The organism is Acidithiobacillus sp. AMEEHan (assembly GCF_030996345.1).
Taxonomy (GTDB): domain Bacteria; phylum Pseudomonadota; class Gammaproteobacteria; order Acidithiobacillales; family Acidithiobacillaceae; genus Igneacidithiobacillus.
The window spans coordinates 497,070-513,946 of the sequence record NZ_CP118747.1; the positions used below are offsets into that span (position 1 = coordinate 497,070).

Sequence of the window (16,877 nt, forward strand, 5' to 3'; positions counted from 1 at the left end):
ACAGATGAATCTCTCCCTGCGGCGCCTGCGGGCGCCTCTGCTGGCGTTGTGCTTCTCTCCCATGGGCGTCTCTCTGGCGCAAGCGGCGGACCTGCAGCCTCCGCCGCCGCCCATTCCCGACTGCAAGAGCTACGTGCTGATGGATTTTCGCACCGGCGCCATCATTGCCGAAAAAGATCCAGACCTGCAGCTGCCACCTGCGAGTCTCACCAAATTGATGACCGCGTATTTGACCTATCGCGCCCTCGCTGAGGGACGCCTGCATTGGAATCAGCAGATACCCGTCAGTAACGTGGCCTGGCACACCGGCGGATCCAGCATGTTCATTCAGCCCAACCTGCCGGTCACCGTTAGCCAGCTCATGCACGGGCTGATCATCGACTCCGGCAACGACGCCGCTGTCGCCCTAGCCCAGGCGGTCGCTGGCAATCGCGCCGCTTTTGTCGAGGAGATGAATGCCGAGGCGCAGAAAATGGGACTCGAAGGGGCGCATTATAGCAATGTCGATGGTCTGCCTGACCCCGGCCTGCATCTTTCGGCCATGAACATTGCGACCATTTCCCGCAATCTGATCCAGAAATACCCGCAGGTGATCGACATTTCCAAGATCAAATATTATCGCTACAACCACATCACGCAGCGCAGTTGGAATCCCGCCCTCTTTGGCCATCCGAGCATCGACGGGCTGAAAACCGGCCACACGAATGCCGCTGGTCACTGCATGGATACCACCGCCATTCGCCACGGACGGCGTTTGATCGCCGTCGTCATGGGGGCGCCGAACTGGCCTGCCGGCGTGAACGATGTCGTCGCCCTGCTCGACTATGGCTACACCTTCACCGGCGATGTGGAAGCAGTGAAGGCAGGGACCGTGCTGGGCAAATACAGCGATCCGCAACTGGACCCGGAGGATTTCGCGGTCAAGGCGGCAGAGGATGTCTGGGTAACCGTACCGGAGGGGGAGCAGAAGGATCTGCAGCGCACAGTCAGCTACGACAAGCTGGGGGACAAAGCAGTGGCTGCCGGCGCCGTCGTGGGCCACTTACAGATTACCCTGCACGGTAAAGTGCTTGGCGAAACCCCGCTGGTGGCTGCTGAGGCTGCCAAACCTGCGGGCACGATCGGCACTCTCTGGCATCAAGCCGAGAACGCGCTGTAATCTAGGACTCCCTGCCTTGCCGATCGGATGAGGAGGCAAGCGGATCGCTAAGGCGCTGGCGTCCCCAGACGGCGCGCCTGTTCGCGAGGCAACCGGCGCGCCCGCCAACTGGCGTAGAACAGCGCGGGCAGGATCGCCGCTATCCAGAGGGCCAGGGACCAGCCGAGGGGATAGGCCAAAGGAAAGAGGGATTCCCAAAGCACCCACCAGAAGAGCAGCGTAGCCACGACCGGCAAGAGAAAATGGAAGAAGACGCGACCGGTGCGGGAGTCATCACCCGCTGGCAGACGCATCAAGGCCAGATTCATCAGGGTATGGGCAGTCACCAGCCCAATCAGTACGGCCGTCGTCATGACATTGAAGCCATTGCTGGGCCCGAAAACTAGGCCAAACAGGATTGCCAAGGCCAGCGCCAACGCGGTGAGAAAGTTGATGGCGCCCTGGGGGGCACGTTGCCCGTTTACCAAAGCGAAGCGAGTGTGCAGCAAGCGATCGCGAGCAATGGCGAAGAGCACCCGTGCCGAACCATTCAACAAGGCCAGACCGTCGGCCATGGCGCTGTTGATGGCCAGGATCACCAACGCCGCCGCACCCCAGAACCCGAGATATTTTTCAAATACCAGCACCCCCGGAGCGCCGTTGGCAGCAAAGCTGCGCATGTCGTGCATCCCCCAGCCCACGGTCAAGGCATAGGCTGACAGAACCAGCGCTGCGCCGACCAGACTCAGGGATACCAGTGCCGCCTTGCCGATCACCCGTCCGTTCTGGGTGCGTACCCCACGCGCCTCCTCGGCCAAGGGTGTGTGGCTACCAATGCCGATAAAACTGGTGATCGCAAAGATCATTCCCATCGCTACGCCCTTGAAGCCGACGTCCGCGGTGCTGAAGGGCGCCCACGGATGGGCGGGCAGGGCACGACTGATGATGAACAGCGAACTACCCACCAAAAACAGGATTTCCATCAGGCTGGTGAGTGCCACCGTACGAATGCTGGGCCGAATGCCAGCCACACTGAGCAGCCACGGGACACCCACAAAGAACAAAATACTGGCAATCCAGAACCAGGAAGGTAGTGCGATGCCCAGGCTGCGCGCGAGTCCAGGCAGAAAGACGCCGCCCACATAGACGGGGATCGCCCCGACACTCAGGGTTTGATAGAAGATCACCATGAAACCCGTCACCAGCGCCGCTGGCGCCCCCAAACCTGCCGAGACAAAACTATAATATCCGCCGGCCGAGGCCCGATGCTTGGTCAGGTGGTAGATGGTGTTCACCTCGATGAACATCAGGATGAAGGCTGCAAGATAGGAGAGCGGCATGGCTACCAAGGCGAAAGCAGCACCGGCAGTCATGAAAGCGACCACATCACAGGTCGGCGCCATGCCGGATATGCTCTGGCCCACCAAGCCCCAGAAGCTCACGACATCACGCTGTAACGTACTGGAATCTGACATGCTTTGCGCCTTTTTGCAACACTGTTGCATAGCATGGTAGCGATTCGCACGCAAATGTCAACAACACTACCGGCTTGAAAGACGGTAATGGCAGGTCAGTGCCTTGGGTGACTGGTCTTGCGGGGCTGGAATAGCGGATTTGAGAAGAATCACTGCCCGTTCAATCGCTTCTCAAGCAAACAAACCGCGTCTGACATCAATGCTTCTGGGGGCATCAATGCTTCTGGGGACGACTTTGCCGGGTCCAAAGTTCTGCGTAATGCCCACCGGCCTGCAGTAGTTGCTGATGATTACCGGTTTCCAGCACCTGGCGACCTGCCTTTCTCATTCCTACAACAACGCCCCGAACACTGCGGTCGGTGAAGGAGCGGGAGGTACACGGCCCCTTGACGGGTCTGGGCTTTCTCCATAATATTCTGCTCCTTTCCGGCGCACCACGCCGGCAGTCCCATTGGTGGAGGTTCTGATGTACGCAGTAGTCGAGAATGGCGGTAAGCAGTATCGAGTGGCAGTAGGTGACAAGCTGCGCCTGGAGAAGATGGAAGCCGAGGCTGGCAGCGAGCTGGTTCTCGACCGTGTACTGCTGCTCGGCGAAGGCGAAGAAGTCCAGGTGGGACAGCCGCTCGTCGCCGGTGCCAGTGTCAAGGTTACGGTGCTGAGCCAAGGTCGCGCCGACAAGATCCACATCTTCAAGATGCGTCGTCGCAAGCATTTCCGGAAACGGCAAGGTCATCGTCAGTACTACACCGAAGTCCGCATCTCCAGCATCGACGCCTAACCCAGGAGCAAACGAATATGGCACACAAGAAAGCAGGCGGTTCCTCGCGTAACGGGCGCGACTCCGAATCCAAGCGTCTGGGCGTCAAACGTTATGGCGGACAGGCGGTCATCGCTGGCAACATCATCATCCGCCAGCGGGGTACGCAGTATCACCCTGGTGCTAACGTCGGCATCGGCAAGGATCATACCCTCTTCGCCCTGAGCGATGGTGTGGTACATTTCGAACGCAAAGGTCCGCGTCAGGTGCGCACCGTAAGCGTCATCAACGGCTGAGTATAGCCATCGGGAAGGCCCCGCCCCGGTTTTGCGGGGCGGGGTTTTTTCATGCAATTTCTCGACGAAGTCCGTATCACGGTGGGAGCCGGCAATGGGGGCCACGGCTCTGTCAGCTTCCGTCGGGAAAAATTCATCCCCTTCGGCGGTCCCGATGGCGGCGATGGCGGGCGAGGGGGCGACGTCTACCTCGTGGCTCAGGAAAACCTCAACACCCTCATCGATTTCCGCTACCAGCGGCGCTATCGTGCCGAAAATGGTCACGGTGGCGCTGGTCGACAAATGACCGGGCGGGCCGGAAAGGATCTGGAAATTGCCGTCCCCGTCGGCACCTTGGTCTATGACGAAGATACTCGCGAACTACTTGGTGACCTGCGCGAAAACCAACAGCGCCTGTTGATCGCCAAGGGTGGACGCGGTGGGCATGGCAATCTCTGGTACAAGACCAGCGTCAACCGCGCACCCCGTCAGTTTGAAAAGGGTGGACTTGGGGAAGAGCGCAACCTGCGGCTGGAACTGCGCCTGCTTGCCGACGTCGGCCTGCTGGGCCTGCCCAATGCCGGCAAGAGCACCTTCATCCGCGCCGTCAGTGCTGCCAAACCCAAGGTCGCCAGTTACCCCTTCACCACCCTGCACCCGCAGCTCGGCGTCGTCCGGGTGGGCGAACACGAGTCGTTCGTCCTCGGCGATATCCCTGGCTTGATTCCCGGTGCCGCCGAGGGCGCAGGTCTTGGCACCCGCTTTCTGCGTCATTTGCGCCGTACTCGGCTGCTGCTGCACCTGGTCGACATAGCCCCGCTCGAAGAGAGCGATCCGGCACAGAGCGTAACCGCCCTGGCGGCGGAGCTCGAGGCGTACAGCAGCGAACTAGCCGGCCGTCCGCGCTGGCTGATCGGCAACAAGGCCGATCTCCTGCCCCTCCCGGAAGCCGCACAACGCTTTCAGGCAATCTGCAAAGAACTTGCCTGGGAAGGTCCGGCCTTTCTCGTCTCGGCGGCGACGGGCGCCGGCTGCAAGGAGGTGACGCAGGCCATCTGGCGTGCCCTGCCGGAAATTCCGCCGGCCCCAGAACCCAGCGGCGATATCGACTGGTATGACGAGGAAGGCGCCGCCGAAGAGAGTGATTGGGACGAAGAGGATTGGGGCGACACCGATTGGGAGGATGAGGAAGAGGAATGACCCGCAGCGAACTCGCCGAAACCCATCGTTGGGTCGTAAAGATCGGCAGCAGCCTGCTCACCAATGACGGCAAAGGACTGAACCACCCCGCCATTGCGGCCTGGGTTGCGCAGCTCACCGAGTTGCACCGCCAGGGACTGGAGCTGATCCTGGTCAGCTCCGGCGCCGTGGCAGCAGGCATGGAACGCCTCGGCTGGCAAACCCGTCCGCGCGCCCTGGCCGAACTTCAGGCCGCGGCCAGTATTGGCCAGGCCGCCCTGGTCCAAGTCTATCAAGGATATCTGCAGGCGGGCGGCATGATCGGCGCCCAGGTCCTCCTCACCCACGAAGATCTGCGCGACCGCCAGCGTTACCTCAGCGCCCGCGCCACCCTACGTACCCTGCTGGAGATGGGCAGCCTACCCATCATCAACGAAAATGACGCCGTTGCCAGCGCAGAACTGCGTTTTGGCGACAACGACACCCTCGCTGCCATGGTGAGCAACCTGCTGGAGGCCGACCTGCTGATCATCCTCACCGATCAGGCGGGTCTGTATGAAGCCGATCCGCGCCAGCAGCCCGACGCCATGCTTCTGCACGAAGTGCGCGCCGGCGATCCGCAATTGCTGGCCATGGCCGGCGGCGCTGGTAGCAAGGTCGGTACCGGGGGCATGCGCAGCAAGGTAATGGCCGCAAGCCGGGCGGCACGTTCCGGCACCGCCACCATCGTTGCCAGTGGCCATGAACCTGACGTGTTGCTGCGCCTGTACCGCGGGGAGGTGCTCGGCACCCGTTTTCAGCCACAAATCCCTCGGCTTGCTGCGCGCAAGCGCTGGTTCCTTGGGCAGTTACGGCCTATGGGCCGACTGCGGCTCGATGCAGGCGCGGTCCGCGTCCTGCGGGAAAAAGGCTCCAGCCTGCTACCGGTAGGGGTAACCGGGATCGAGGGAGAATTTCAGTGTGGCGACCTGGTCTCCTGCCTGGATCCCGAGGGGCAAGAGATTGCCCGCGGACTGATCAATTTCGCCAGCGCCGAAGTGCTGGCCCGCCTGGGGAAAAACAGCGCCGAGATTACGGAGCTATTTGGCGAGCAGGAGGCGGTGGAGCTCATCCACCGCGACAACCTCGCCCTGCTCCCCTGACGGTTCTAGATGTGCCCCTCCGGGGCAAGCACGCAGGGTTGCTCGCTGTCGCCGGTTTCCACCTGCAGGGTGGGATGGTGAATCTGGAAATGCTCAGCTAGCTCTTCGGCAAGCTCGTGCAGAAAATCGTCACCTCTTGGTCCGTCTGGCATCAACAGATGAGCCGTCAGGGCGTTTTCACTTGTGCTCATGGCCCAGATGTGCAGATCGTGCACCTCCTGCACGCCCGGCCGGGCAAGGAGAAAATGCCGCACGGCCAGCGGATCGATCCCTTTGGGTACGGCATTGAGGGCAAGACCAATCGACTCCTGCAGCACGCCCCAGGTAAACCAAACAATGAAGGCACTGACCAGAATACTCGCGGCGGCATCGAGCCAGACCCAGCCGGTAAACAGAATGACGATTCCCGTGCCTACCACCCCGAGCGATAGTGTGGCATCCCCCGCCATATGCAGGAAGGCGGCGCGCAGATTGAGATCCTCTTTTTGCCCGGCGACGAACAGGAGAGCCGTCGCGGTGTTGATGAGCACACCGACCGCTGCCACGATGATGATATCCCAGGCTGCGACTGGCGCCGGATGCAATAAACGCAGGATGGCTTCCCAGATGATGCCACCGGTGACCAGGAGCAGAAGCACCGAGTTGCCCAAGGCGGAGAGGATCGAGGCGCCACGCAGACCGTAGGTGAAGCGCAGTGAAGGAGAACGCTGCGCCAGCTTACTCCCCCCCCAGGCCAGCAGCAGGCCAAAGACATCCGCAAAGTTGTGTCCCGCGTCTGCCAACAAGGCTAAGGAGTCTCCCAGAATGCCAAACGCGATTTCCACCAAAACGAAAGCGACGTTCAGAGCGATGCCAATAGCGAAGGCCCGCCCAAAATTTGCTGGCACATGGTGCTGGTGGCCATGGTGACCATGCCCGTGCAATTGCTCGTGATGCTCCAAATCTCCCGCCACGTGCTGCATTTCCCCTCCCAGAGATGTAATTGTCGTAGTGTACGCATCGCTGCAGACGCTTGCAATCCCGGCGCAGAGCTGCATTAATACGACTAGAGCGTCTGCGCACGGAGTCAAACCATGAAGCGCATCATACTTTTCCTGGCAACCAATCTAGCCATCCTGCTGGTGCTCAGCATTTCCTGGACCATTCTGTCGCAGCTCTTCGGCTTTGATCAGGCCAGCGCGGGAATCCACTTACCGACTCTGCTGGTTTTTTCTTTGCTTTTTGGGTTTGGTGGTGCGTTCATTTCCCTATTGATGTCGAAGTGGGTAGCCAAGCGCAGCGTCGGTGCCGAAGTCATCCAACAGCCAAGCAATCCCACGGAACATTGGCTATTGCAAACCGTGCAGCGCCACGCGACTGCCGCCGGAATTGGCATGCCGGAGGTCGCGATCTATCCCTCGCCCGAGATCAACGCCTTTGCCACCGGCGCCAGTCGCAATCACGCCCTGGTTGCCGTCAGTACCGGCCTGTTGCAGCAGATGAACGCCGATGAGGCGGAAGCCGTGCTCGGACATGAAATCGGTCACATCGCCAATGGCGACATGGTCACGCTCACCCTGATTCAGGGCGTGGTCAACACGTTCGTCCTCTTTTTCGCCCGCATCATCGGCAATTTGGTGGACCGCGTCGTGTTTCGCAATGACGAGGGCAGTGGGCCCGCCTATTGGATTACCACCATCGTGGCCGAGATGGTTCTTGGTCTGCTGGCCAGCAGCATAGTTCTATGGTTTTCCCGCCAGCGGGAATTTCGTGCCGATGCCGCCGGCGCCCGCTTTGCCGGACGCAACAAAATGATCGCGGCCTTGGAACGCCTGCGTGCGTCCCACGAAGAAAGTCATCTACCCAAGGCCTTGACCGCCTTCGGCATTCTCGGACATGGCAGCATCTCGCGCCTGTTCATGAGCCATCCTCCGCTCGAGGAGCGCATCGCTGCCCTGCGGCAGCAGAGCTAGGGAAGGGACGTTACCAGAAGCGGGCCTTCAGCTTCCCTGCCCTTCCAGGGAACAGACGCCATTTTCCTGCATGCCCTTGCAGGTACCATAGAGGGAAAGACTGTGATCGGTGATATGAAAGCCCCGCTCGGCAGCGATCTGCAACTGGCGGTTCTCCAGTGTTTGATCAAAAAATTCGAGGACTTTGCCGCAGGCGGTGCAGACCATGTGGTCATGATGGCCACTTTCATTGAGCTCGAAGACGGCGCGGTCGCCTTCGAAATGGTGGCGACGTACCAGGCCCGCCATTTCGAACTGCGTCATGACGCGGTAGACAGTTGCCAAGCCTACCTCTTCTCCGGCGTCGAGCAGCTGTCGGTAGACCTCTTCTGCCGTCAGGTGCCGCGTCTCGCTGGCCTCGAGAATTTGCAGGATCCGCAGGCGCGGTAGGGTGGCCTTCAGACCAGCCCGTTTCAGTTCTTCACTATTCATCCGATCCAATGGCAAGTGGCGCGTTCTTTTAGTAGCATAGTGGCACCGTACGCCCAAGACAAGGATCATGCGCACATTCTCTTTTCTCGCGAGCACCCTCCTTCTCTGCACCGCCCTGAGCGCCTGCAGCATCTATCGCGTCAACGTGCAGCAAGGTAATGTCGTCAGTCAGAAAGAACTGGCGCAAATCCACAAAGGCATGGACAAGGCCGAGGTCAGCGCAGTGCTGGGTGCGCCTTTGTTGCAGGACCCCTGGAATTCCGATGAATGGGTTTACAGCTACAGTGACAAACCGGCCTATGGCAGTACCACGGTGCGCAACATCATCCTGCATTTCACCCGAAACGGCAGCTTACAAAGCATCAGCGGCGACGTGAAGGCTCTGGCAAGCAAATAAAACGCAAAACGCTCAGCCGGAATTTTTTGCCAGACGCTGGTTACCATAGACCTGCCGTGCCCGCTGTCCGAAGCGCTGCACCATGGTTTCCGCTGCTTGCTTGAAGATCGGTTCCAGGAACGCGCCGATTAGGCGGCTGGCAAATTCAAAGCGCATGTCCAGAGTCACTCGCGTGCCACCTTCCACGGGCTCCAGCTGCCAAAGTCCTTCCAAGAAGCGAAAGGGGCCATCGACCAGACGCACCTCGGCCAGTTTCGGACGCTGGTAGCGGTTGCGCGTGGAAAAGGCTTTTCCGAAGGAATTGTGGGCGATGCGGATCTCGGCAACCACTTCATCGCCACGATCCTGCAGGATACGGGTGGCGCCACACCAGGGCAGGAATTGCGGATAACTGCGGATATCTTCGACCAGGGCAAAGATCTCTTCGGCGCTGTAGGGTAACACCGCCGTCTTGCGGATATGGTGCATCAAGCTCCTCGACTCAGTAGCGACGCGAGCCCAACGCCCGCGCCTGAATGCGACGATCGATCTGGGCCAGCAGCCACTCCAGCAGCCGTCGCCAAATGGACCGGCGTTGCCAGTGCTCCGCAGAAATCTCCTGAGAGCGAGCAAATTCGCGCAGAAACAGGGTGCGCAGCAGAGCCAGGGGAGGCAGACCTTTTACTTCGAGATTGAGCTCGCGGTTGAACCAGAGGCTCAGAAAATCGAGGTTGGCCGAACCGACCGCGCCCCACTGACCATCCACCAAAACATATTTGGCATGCAGGAAACTTTCCTGATACTCGTACACCCGCACACGATGTCGCAACAGCTTTTGATAATACGCCTGAATGCCCAGGCGCAAAAGGGGATGATCCGTCACTCGGCCCGCCAGCAGCACGCGTACATCCACGCCGCGACGCACGGCGCCATACAGGGCCGAGAGAACGATGGGATCGGGATTGAAGTAGGGGGTAGCGATCCACAGACTCTCCCGCGCCGAGCGGAAAGCGGCGAGATAGCGGCGGCGAATCGTATAGCGATCCGGTGGCGAACCCGCCAGCAGGCGCACTATGGCATCGGTGCTCCGATCGATGGATCCGTCGGGAAAGGCGCGCAATTCCTTGTGCGACAGCGGGCGGTTTTTCAGAAACAGGCGGCGGACCAGAGGCACGATCGGCCCGCGACAGGCAAAGAGTGTATCACGGTAGGGAAGCTGCCCCGGATCGCCACGCAGCCAAGCATCGGCAAGGGCAACGCCGCCCACCGCCAACCATTGTTGGTCGATGAGCACGATGCGCCGATGGCTGCGGCGCAGGCTCCTCTCCCAACCGCGCCAGGCAAGGCGGTGATACCACTCGAAAGTGCCACCAGCGGCACGCAACTTCTGAATCCAGCGGTCGGGGAATCCACGACTACCCACCGCATCGAGACGCAGGTGCACCAATACACCGTCACGCGCCTTCGCGCAGAGGATGTCGAAAATTTCTTCCGGCCAATTGCCCGCTTGAAAAATATAGTTCTCGAACAGAATTTCCTGCTCCGCAGCACGTAGCTTTTCCACCAGATGGCGCGCAATGACTGGCATCTCCGTCAGCAGTGTCCAGTCCATAGCGGGTAGCCAGGCCGGATTACGCCGCGCCATCTTTGCCCTTCACCATTTTCGCCATTGCTCAACCTTGCGCCGGATCTTCCTGCCGGCAGTCTACCCCAGGCACCATATCGGGACTATGGCGCCCCGCACCTTGTGCGCCGCGTCGCGCTTTGCGCTAAGATCGCGCTCTGATCCACAGCTTGGGATGTCATGAGCAGCAGCACCATTGCCCTCAATCGTGAGGCGAGACACGAATACTTCATCGAGGAGCGCTTCGAGGCCGGTATCGCCCTTGAAGGGTGGGAAGTGAAGTCCCTGCGGGCCGGACGCCTGCAGCTCAAGGACAGCTATGTGGTGATGAAAAATGGAGAGCTCTGGCTGCTGGGCGCGCACATCAGCCCCCTACCCACTGCCAGCACCCACATCCAACCAGACCCGACCCGTACCCGCAAACTGTTGATGCATCGCCAGGAAATCAATCGCCTGATTGGTGCCGTCGAGCGCAAGGGCTTTACCATCGTCCCCCTGGCGATGTACTGGAAGCAGGGGCGCGCCAAGGCCGAGATCGCCCTGGTCAAGGGGAAGCAGGCGCACGACAAGCGTGCCACGCTCAAAGAACGCGAGTGGCAACGGGACAAGGCGCGCATTCTGAAAGGTGGCGCACGCGATGGCTAAGGCGCAGGAGACCGGCGAGCACCATCTTCTCCATGCCCTCTTGCTCTTCGTCTTTGCCCTCTGGCTCTTTGCTTTTCATACCGGCGACGCGAGTCTTTGGGACATCGACGAGCCGAACAACGCCCAGTGCCTGAAGGAAATGATCGCCCACAACAATTACGTGGTGCCGACTTTCAATGGTCAGTTGCGACCGGACAAACCCATTCTCAATTATTGGTTGATGGACCTGGGAGTACGCGCCCTGGGCATGAACAGTTGGGGCCTGCGCATCGGTTCGGTTCTCATGGGCGCGCTCTTGGTACTGTATCTGACGCTGGCGCTGCGGCGCCTGCTTGGGGCGCGTGCGGCCTTGCTCGGCGGCCTGTTTACCGCCACTGCATTGCACAGTCAGATCATCTTCCGCGCCGCCGTCCCCGACCCCCTGGTCATCCTGTTTACTACCGTCGCTCTCCTGGCCTATCTGCGCGGCTACATGTACCCGGAGGAGCGGCGCTGGCAATATCTTCTTTCCTATGCCGCCATGGCCTTGGGCACCCTCACGGAGGGGCCGATCTTTTTCCTGTTGCCTGGCCTGATCATCGTCGTCTTCCTGCTGCTGCGTCGCGATCTTCCGCATCTTTGGCGCGAAGGGCAATTACGCTGGGGCCTGTCGATCTTTTTGCTGCTCTGTTTGCCCTGGTATGTTGCCGTTGGCCTCGCGACTCACTGGCGTTGGGATCTGCTCTTCATTGCCCAACAGAATGTGGACCGCTACACCGGCGCCATGCAGGGACACCAAGGGCCTATTGTCTATTACCTCGTTACGACCTTTCTCGGCCTGCTACCCTGGTCGGTATTTTTCCCCCAGATGTTTGCCACCTTGTGGCTGCAACGGAAAGAGTATTTCCGTTCGCGCCCGGATCTGCTCTTTTTGGGCCTCTGGGCGGGGATCTGGATCGCTTTTTTCAGTCTGGGTGCGACCAAGTTGCCCAATTATGTATGGGAGGCCTATCCGCCTCTACTCGCCCTCCTCGCCTGGCGCATGGACCTTGCCTTGAGTGGTGTACACGCCTTTTGCGGACGTGGCGTCATCGCCTCGTTGTTGGGTCTGGCGGCGGTCGGCGGCATCCTGCTCGGGCTGGGTGCCACCCTGGTACCCCAGAGCTTGCCGCCCTTGGGATCGGTCGCCTACCTGGGCCTGCCCTATCTAATTGCCGCCCTGGTCGGCCTATATTTTGTCTATCGCCAGCAATTCCTGGGCGTGATCGGCAGCTTGGGAGTGGGGGCCGTTGCCCTAGCCTTCTGTATGATTCTGCTGCTCATGCCGGCCCTCGATCGCCTCAAGCCCTCGGTGCTCATGGGCGAGATGGTGCGCAGTATGGAAGGAGAGCGGCCCTACGCCATCGCCACCTGGCAGTGGTGGGATCCGAGTTTCCTGTTTTACGCCGGTCGCGGGGCCATGACCGCGACGCAGATCCAACAGCCCCGACAACAAATCCCGGAAATCTTGCGCTCCAGCCACGGGCCTCTGTTTCTGGTCCTGCCGCAAAAAGATATCGATGCGTTGCGCCAGCAACTGGATACTGGGGAATCGGCAAAAGTCCTCTATACTGGCTATGAGATGTACAGCCGACAAAATATTTCTTTGGTGCGTATCGATGCGAAATAGATTCTTGCTCGCCTTCCTGCTGCTCCTCGGCAGCCTGGTGATGTTTCCCTCGCAACCCGTACGAGCGCAAGACGCCGCGCCCCAGGCCGCAGATCACGATCTGCAATTCTGGGAAGCCCTCGGCCACTCCTACTATGTGCAGGAAGGAACCCGAGGTCCGTTGGTCTACCTATTTCTGGAACCTGACTGTCCCTACTGTCATGTGCTCTATGACTGGCTGCAAAATCCCGTCAGCACGGGCAAGCTCCGCCTACGCGTCATCATCATTGGTTTCCCGAACTCCCCTTCCAGCATGGGCAAAGCAGCGGCGATTCTCGGCGCCAAAGACCCCGTGCAGGCGCTCAAGGAAAACGAGAAGGGCTTTGCCATCCGCGATGGTGCGCCAGAGGGCGGCATTGCGCCAGCAAGCGCCGCACTGTCTCAGAAGCAGCTCGGCAAACTGCAGCGCAACTTTGCCTTTCTAGCGGGCAAGGAGTCCCTGCTCGATCCGCAGGGTGTGCAGCAGTCGGGGGTAAGCACGCCGATGCTGGTGTATCGCAGTGGCAAGCAGGTACAGTACGTCCTCGGGCTCCCTGACCATCAGCAATGGCAGCAGATCATCCACGGTTCTTGAGCCCGATACTGGCCATCCTGGCGCTACTCGCTGGCCTGGCCGCCCTGGGCACGGTGCTGTACCTGCAATTCGTCGGTGCCATCCAGCCCTGCAGTCTCTGCATTTATCAGCGGGTGGCGGATCTGGCGATGCTTTCGGCGATCGGCATCGGCTTTTTTGTCGGACGGCGCTGGCTCTGGTCTCTGGCTGCCTTGGCGGCACTGACCGGGGCAGCACTGGCGGGATGGCAGTGGCATCTGGCGCATGCGGCGACGCGCAAGGTTCAGGCCTGCGCGGCAGTTCAATTACTGTCGCAAGAAAATTTCTCATCCGGGAGCTTTGCCGGAAACTTGGCAAGCGCCCTGGCCGGGCACGGCTCCTGTGCAATTGCGGGACAGCAGCGATTCTGGGGCCTGCCGATCACCCATTGGAGTGTTGCCGTCTTTCTGCTCTGTGCGCTGTGGCTGCTCCTGGCGATTTTCTTCAGTACCCGGCGACCTTGAGGGCATCCCGGGCGGCTACCTGAGCCTGTCCCGCGTAGGAACGGCCAAAGAGCAACCAGTGATTGAGCAGGTGATACAGTTGGTAGAGGGGACGCCGAGTGGCATAGGCCTCGGCGTGGAAGGCCGGCGCTGCCAATTCTTGATAACTCTGCCAAAACGATGCTGGCGGCTGGGCGAACAGTTCCAGCATGGCAAGATCCATTTCTCGATCACAGACCGCTACCGCAGGATCAAAGAGCCAGACACCTCCTTCGGTCCCCGCGCCCCAATTACCGGACCACAGATCGCCGTGGGTGAGGGAGCCCTGTGGGGCATGATCGCGCAGGATCTCGGGCAGGGCCGCCAAAAGATCCGCGAACAGCTTGGCCTCGTCCCGCTCCAGGTCGATCTGCCCGAGGAGAAACTGCAGACGCTGCTCCCGAAAAAAGCTCAGCCAGTCTGCCGGGCTACTCCCACCCGTCTGTCGATTCCGCTGCCGGGTAGCGCCGAGAAAATTGTCATGCGGCCAACCAAACTGCGGCCAGGCCGGGCCATGCAGAGCGGCCAGAACGCTGCCCAGCGCAGCCCAGGCAGCATCGTCCTTGCGCGCAAAGCTCAGCAGCTGCAAGGCAAGGATTGTGTCGCCTGCCGCCTCCCAGAGTCCATAGACGCGGGGCACCGGCACACCCGCTGCCTGCAGGGCGCGCAAGCCGTCGGCTTCGGCTTCTACTTGGGCCTGCTCCTTACCGACCTTGAGGAACAGGGATTGATCCGCCCTATGGGCGCGATATATGCGAAAAAAATCGCTGGCGCCACTGGCTTCCACCTGCCAGTCGCCGCCCATCTCCCGCTCCAGCAGTCGCGCCAGATCCATAGCTCAGTCGACTTCTTCGCTGCCGCGCAGCTCCGCCACCGTGCGCAGGGCGGCCATCCGGCTTTCGGCCAGAATGTTCAGGTGGCCCATCTTGCGCCCCGGCCACGCCTCACTCTTTCCATAGAGGTAGGGTTTCACTTGCGGATGGCAAAGCCAGGCGTGCCAGTCCAGACCAGGCTCCTGCCAAAGTTCACCCAGCAGATTCAGCATCAGTGCCGGTGAGAGCAGGCGGGTATCGCCCAACGGCAAGTCGGTCAGGGCCCGTACCTGCTGGTCGAACTGGCTCTGCACGCAGGCGTCGAGGGTATAGTGGCCACTGTTGTGCGGCCGTGGCGCCATCTCGTTGACGAGCAGCTCATCGTCGGCGCTGAGGAAAAACTCGACCGCGAGAACCCCAACATACTGTAACGCCTCGGCAATGCGTAGGGCTGCGCGCCGCGCCTGTTCCTGCCGTTCCTCGGAAAGCTCGCAGGGAACGATGCTGAGGTCCAGAATGCCCTGCCGGTGCCGATTCTCAGCAATGGGATAAAAGACCGCCAGTCCCTCGCCACTGCGCGCGAGAAGCACCGAAAACTCCTGGCGTAGCGCCACCCGAGCTTCCAGCAGCGCCGGACGCTGCCCGAGCTCCTGCCAGGCGCGTGCCAGATCCGCAGCGCTGCCTACCGCCACCTGCCCCTTGCCATCGTAGCCGTCCTGGGCGGTCTTGAGGATTGCCGGGAAAGGAATCTGCATGGCAGCCGGCAGATCAGCAGTTCGCTCGAGGAGGGCAAAGGGGGCGGTTGCCAATCCCAGATCCCGAAAAAAACCCTTCTCCAGACGTCGATCCTGGGCAATGCGCAAGGCTTCCGGACCTGGCCGCAGGGGGCGACGCTCGGCGCAGTAGACGAGAGTGGAAAGCGGGATCTGCTCGCGCTCGACGGTGATGGCCGCCACGTCAGCGCAGAACTCTGCCAACGCCGTCTCCGCAGTGAAAGGGGAACAGAAATGTCGGGCCGCGGCCTCTGCCGCTGGTGCGTGCGGGTCTGGATCAAACACCCAAACATCATAGCCGAGCCGCCGGGCAGCCAGGGCAAACATCAGCCCGAGCTGCCCCCCCCCCAGAACACCCAAGGTAGCGCCGGGTGGAATCATGATGCCGGCGGCGGCACTTGGCTGTGCAAGGCCTGTTCCGTTTGCGTTGCCCGGAAGCGCTGCAGACGCGCGTGCAAGGCCGGGTCGTGCAGGGCCAATTGTGCTGCAGCAAAGAGCGCCGCATTGGCTGCCCCTGCCGCGCCGATGGCAAAAGTGGCGACTGGTACCCCCTTGGGCATCTGCACAATGGAAAGCAGGGAGTCCTGCCCCTGCAGGTGTCGGGAAGGTACGGGCACGCCGAGCACCGGCAGCAGTGTCTTGGCGGCCAGCATCCCCGGCAGGTGGGCGGCACCGCCGGCGCCGGCTATGATGGCCTGCAATCCGCGCGTGCCAGCCTCTTCGGCATAAGCGAAGAGGAGATCCGGGGTGCGGTGGGCGGAGACGACCCGGGTCTCGTGTGCTATCTGCAAATCGGTCAGGATCTGGGCCGCCGACTGCATCACCTCCCAGTCGCTCACACTGCCCATGACGACGCCGATGATCGGCTTTTCCTGCATCATTCTCTCCTTCGGCGACGCGCCGGAAACCAGCTATAATGCCGAGCATGAATGCGACTCTCAAGCCCGAATTTCGTCCTGTCCGCAGCTTCGTCCTGCGTCAAGGCCGTCTCACCGACGCGCAAGAGCGCATATTACGAGATCGCGGCAGCCATTACATTATCGATGCCAGGGAGCCCTGGCAGTCGCCCTGGCCCGGCTCCCAGCCCCTGATGTTGGAAATTGGCTTTGGCAATGGCGAGCACCTCGCGCAATTTGCGCAGCAGCATCCGGACTGGGGCTGTGTGGGTGCAGAGGTCCACGGCCCCGGCGTCGGCGCCCTGTTGCTGCGCGCTGAAGCGCTGGAGCTGCAAAATTTGCGGGTATTGCACGACGACATCGTACCGTGGCTGCGTGCCCTGCCAGACAGTGTCTTTGCTTTGGTGGTCATCCAGTTTCCGGATCCCTGGCCCAAAAAACGCCACCACAAACGTCGTATCATTCAACCGGACTTTTTGCAAGTGTTGCACCGGGTCGTGCAGCCGGACGGCGAGTTGCAGCTGGCCACCGATTGGCAGCCCTACGCCGAACAGATGCTGATGCTCTTGGAGGCGGATTCCGCTTGGGAGAATCTGGCCGG

General features: G+C 60.9%; 19 protein-coding genes and 1 pseudogene. 12 read left to right on the forward strand and 8 right to left on the reverse strand.

Translation table 11 applies throughout. The annotated features are described in order from the left end of the window. Nucleotides 1-4: 4 nt before the first annotated feature. Nucleotides 5-1,159 (forward strand): D-alanyl-D-alanine carboxypeptidase family protein, encoded by a 1,155-nt coding sequence (locus ORD17_RS02520; protein WP_308389331.1) that lies wholly within the window; start codon nt 5-7, stop codon nt 1,157-1,159. A gap of 47 nt (nt 1,160-1,206) precedes the next feature. Here ORD17_RS02520 and ORD17_RS02525 read toward each other — a convergent pair whose 3' ends face one another. Continuing rightward, entirely contained in the window at nt 1,207-2,613 is a 1,407-nt protein-coding gene (locus tag ORD17_RS02525) for an APC family permease (RefSeq protein WP_308389332.1), read from the reverse strand. A 466-nt stretch (nt 2,614-3,079) separates the two neighbouring features. On the opposite strand from ORD17_RS02525, the gene rplU reads away from it, so the two are divergent. From rplU to proB, 4 genes are read left to right on the forward strand one after another with little or no spacing between them, the layout of a single operon-like run. Next, nucleotides 3,080-3,391, forward strand: coding sequence for a 50S ribosomal protein L21 (rplU, locus tag ORD17_RS02530; RefSeq protein WP_308389333.1), 312 nt, complete (start codon nt 3,080-3,082; stop codon nt 3,389-3,391). Between the two features lie 17 nt (nt 3,392-3,408). Further along, on the forward strand, nt 3,409-3,666 hold the full coding sequence (gene rpmA / locus ORD17_RS02535) for a 50S ribosomal protein L27 (protein WP_308389334.1): 258 nt from the start codon (nt 3,409-3,411) through the stop codon (nt 3,664-3,666). Between the two features lie 51 nt (nt 3,667-3,717). Next, nucleotides 3,718-4,845: an Obg family GTPase CgtA gene (gene cgtA, locus ORD17_RS02540; protein WP_308389335.1), complete on the forward strand. Its 1,128-nt coding sequence runs from the start codon at nt 3,718-3,720 to the stop codon at nt 4,843-4,845. Next, a complete protein-coding gene (gene proB / locus ORD17_RS02545) occupies nt 4,842-5,966 on the forward strand; it encodes a glutamate 5-kinase (protein WP_308389336.1) in 1,125 nt (374 codons plus the stop codon). Before cgtA ends, proB begins: the two co-directional genes overlap by 4 nt. 5 nt (nt 5,967-5,971) lie before the next feature. On the opposite strand, the gene ORD17_RS02550 is transcribed toward proB, so the two are convergent. After that, a complete protein-coding gene (locus ORD17_RS02550; RefSeq protein ID WP_308389337.1) occupies nt 5,972-6,928 on the reverse strand; it encodes a cation diffusion facilitator family transporter in 957 nt (318 codons plus the stop codon). Between the two features lie 111 nt (nt 6,929-7,039). Here ORD17_RS02550 and htpX point away from each other — a divergent pair, with 111 nt between their 5' ends. Further along, nucleotides 7,040-7,918, forward strand: a complete 879-nt coding sequence (gene htpX, locus ORD17_RS02555) for a protease HtpX (protein ID WP_308389338.1) — start codon at nt 7,040-7,042, stop codon at nt 7,916-7,918. Between the two features lie 27 nt (nt 7,919-7,945). Here htpX and fur read toward each other — a convergent pair whose 3' ends face one another. Next, nucleotides 7,946-8,389: a ferric iron uptake transcriptional regulator gene (gene fur / locus ORD17_RS02560; protein WP_308389339.1), complete on the reverse strand. Its 444-nt coding sequence runs from the start codon at nt 8,387-8,389 to the stop codon at nt 7,946-7,948. A 67-nt stretch (nt 8,390-8,456) separates the two neighbouring features. Here fur and ORD17_RS02565 point away from each other — a divergent pair, with 67 nt between their 5' ends. After that, nucleotides 8,457-8,786 (forward strand): outer membrane protein assembly factor BamE, encoded by a 330-nt coding sequence (locus ORD17_RS02565; RefSeq protein WP_308389340.1) that lies wholly within the window; start codon nt 8,457-8,459, stop codon nt 8,784-8,786. Nucleotides 8,787-8,798: 12 nt separating this feature from the next. Here ORD17_RS02565 and ORD17_RS02570 read toward each other — a convergent pair whose 3' ends face one another. Both ORD17_RS02570 and ORD17_RS02575 read right to left on the reverse strand, forming a co-directional pair. Beyond that, nucleotides 8,799-9,254, reverse strand: coding sequence for a type II toxin-antitoxin system RatA family toxin (locus ORD17_RS02570; protein ID WP_308389341.1), 456 nt, complete (start codon nt 9,252-9,254; stop codon nt 8,799-8,801). Nucleotides 9,255-9,267: 13 nt separating this feature from the next. Further along, nucleotides 9,268-10,410 (reverse strand): phospholipase D-like domain-containing protein, encoded by a 1,143-nt coding sequence (locus tag ORD17_RS02575; RefSeq protein ID WP_308389342.1) that lies wholly within the window; start codon nt 10,408-10,410, stop codon nt 9,268-9,270. Between the two features lie 159 nt (nt 10,411-10,569). On the opposite strand from ORD17_RS02575, the gene smpB reads away from it, so the two are divergent. From smpB to ORD17_RS02595, 4 genes are read left to right on the forward strand one after another with little or no spacing between them, the layout of a single operon-like run. Then, nucleotides 10,570-11,034: an SsrA-binding protein SmpB gene (smpB, locus tag ORD17_RS02580; protein ID WP_308389343.1), complete on the forward strand. Its 465-nt coding sequence runs from the start codon at nt 10,570-10,572 to the stop codon at nt 11,032-11,034. Further along, a complete protein-coding gene (locus ORD17_RS02585; RefSeq protein ID WP_308389344.1) occupies nt 11,027-12,682 on the forward strand; it encodes a glycosyltransferase family 39 protein in 1,656 nt (551 codons plus the stop codon). Before smpB ends, ORD17_RS02585 begins: the two co-directional genes overlap by 8 nt. Further along, the gene (locus ORD17_RS02590; protein ID WP_308389345.1) at nt 12,672-13,295 is read left to right on the forward strand and encodes a thioredoxin fold domain-containing protein; all 624 of its coding nucleotides are present in this window, start codon (nt 12,672-12,674) and stop codon (nt 13,293-13,295) included. Before ORD17_RS02585 ends, ORD17_RS02590 begins: the two co-directional genes overlap by 11 nt. Next, on the forward strand, nt 13,292-13,777 hold the full coding sequence (locus tag ORD17_RS02595) for a disulfide bond formation protein B (RefSeq protein WP_308389346.1): 486 nt from the start codon (nt 13,292-13,294) through the stop codon (nt 13,775-13,777). Before ORD17_RS02590 ends, ORD17_RS02595 begins: the two co-directional genes overlap by 4 nt. On the opposite strand, the gene ORD17_RS02600 is transcribed toward ORD17_RS02595, so the two are convergent. Genes ORD17_RS02600 through purE form a run of 3 tightly spaced genes read right to left on the reverse strand, consistent with a single transcriptional unit; the run spans nt 13,758 to nt 16,258 of the window. Further along, nucleotides 13,758-14,630, reverse strand: a complete 873-nt coding sequence (locus ORD17_RS02600; protein WP_308389347.1) for a fructosamine kinase family protein — start codon at nt 14,628-14,630, stop codon at nt 13,758-13,760. The genes ORD17_RS02595 and ORD17_RS02600 overlap by 20 nt on opposite strands. A gap of 3 nt (nt 14,631-14,633) precedes the next feature. Next, the gene (locus tag ORD17_RS02605) at nt 14,634-15,761 is read right to left on the reverse strand and encodes a 5-(carboxyamino)imidazole ribonucleotide synthase (protein ID WP_308389348.1); all 1,128 of its coding nucleotides are present in this window, start codon (nt 15,759-15,761) and stop codon (nt 14,634-14,636) included. Further along, the gene (gene purE, locus ORD17_RS02610) at nt 15,758-16,258 is read right to left on the reverse strand and encodes a 5-(carboxyamino)imidazole ribonucleotide mutase (protein WP_374693398.1); all 501 of its coding nucleotides are present in this window, start codon (nt 16,256-16,258) and stop codon (nt 15,758-15,760) included. The genes ORD17_RS02605 and purE overlap by 4 nt, the downstream gene beginning before the upstream one ends. 212 nt (nt 16,259-16,470) lie before the next feature. Here purE and trmB point away from each other — a divergent pair. Further along, a pseudogene (gene trmB / locus ORD17_RS02615) lies at nt 16,471-16,815 on the forward strand (tRNA (guanosine(46)-N7)-methyltransferase TrmB); the annotation flags it as partial. Nucleotides 16,816-16,877 lie beyond the last annotated feature (62 nt).

Excerpts from the sequence above, each read along its gene's own strand:
- proB (WP_308389336.1), top strand. The coding sequence starts at position 4,842 with ATGACCCGCAGCGAACTCGCCGAAACCCATCGTTGGGTCGTAAAGATC.
- ORD17_RS02570 (WP_308389341.1), bottom strand. The coding sequence starts at position 9,254 with ATGCACCATATCCGCAAGACGGCGGTGTTACCCTACAGCGCCGAAGAG.
- ORD17_RS02565 (WP_308389340.1), top strand. The coding sequence starts at position 8,457 with ATGCGCACATTCTCTTTTCTCGCGAGCACCCTCCTTCTCTGCACCGCC.
- ORD17_RS02605 (WP_308389348.1), bottom strand. The coding sequence starts at position 15,761 with ATGATTCCACCCGGCGCTACCTTGGGTGTTCTGGGGGGGGGGCAGCTC.
- smpB (WP_308389343.1), top strand. The coding sequence starts at position 10,570 with ATGAGCAGCAGCACCATTGCCCTCAATCGTGAGGCGAGACACGAATAC.
- ORD17_RS02585 (WP_308389344.1), top strand. The coding sequence starts at position 11,027 with ATGGCTAAGGCGCAGGAGACCGGCGAGCACCATCTTCTCCATGCCCTC.
- ORD17_RS02520 (WP_308389331.1), top strand. The coding sequence starts at position 5 with ATGAATCTCTCCCTGCGGCGCCTGCGGGCGCCTCTGCTGGCGTTGTGC.
- ORD17_RS02525 (WP_308389332.1), bottom strand. The coding sequence starts at position 2,613 with ATGTCAGATTCCAGTACGTTACAGCGTGATGTCGTGAGCTTCTGGGGC.
- rplU (WP_308389333.1), top strand. The coding sequence starts at position 3,080 with ATGTACGCAGTAGTCGAGAATGGCGGTAAGCAGTATCGAGTGGCAGTA.
- rpmA (WP_308389334.1), top strand. The coding sequence starts at position 3,409 with ATGGCACACAAGAAAGCAGGCGGTTCCTCGCGTAACGGGCGCGACTCC.
- purE (WP_374693398.1), bottom strand. The coding sequence starts at position 16,258 with ATGCAGGAAAAGCCGATCATCGGCGTCGTCATGGGCAGTGTGAGCGAC.
- htpX (WP_308389338.1), top strand. The coding sequence starts at position 7,040 with ATGAAGCGCATCATACTTTTCCTGGCAACCAATCTAGCCATCCTGCTG.
- ORD17_RS02575 (WP_308389342.1), bottom strand. The coding sequence starts at position 10,410 with ATGGCGCGGCGTAATCCGGCCTGGCTACCCGCTATGGACTGGACACTG.
- ORD17_RS02590 (WP_308389345.1), top strand. The coding sequence starts at position 12,672 with ATGCGAAATAGATTCTTGCTCGCCTTCCTGCTGCTCCTCGGCAGCCTG.
- cgtA (WP_308389335.1), top strand. The coding sequence starts at position 3,718 with ATGCAATTTCTCGACGAAGTCCGTATCACGGTGGGAGCCGGCAATGGG.
- ORD17_RS02600 (WP_308389347.1), bottom strand. The coding sequence starts at position 14,630 with ATGGATCTGGCGCGACTGCTGGAGCGGGAGATGGGCGGCGACTGGCAG.
- fur (WP_308389339.1), bottom strand. The coding sequence starts at position 8,389 with ATGAATAGTGAAGAACTGAAACGGGCTGGTCTGAAGGCCACCCTACCG.
- ORD17_RS02550 (WP_308389337.1), bottom strand. The coding sequence starts at position 6,928 with ATGCAGCACGTGGCGGGAGATTTGGAGCATCACGAGCAATTGCACGGG.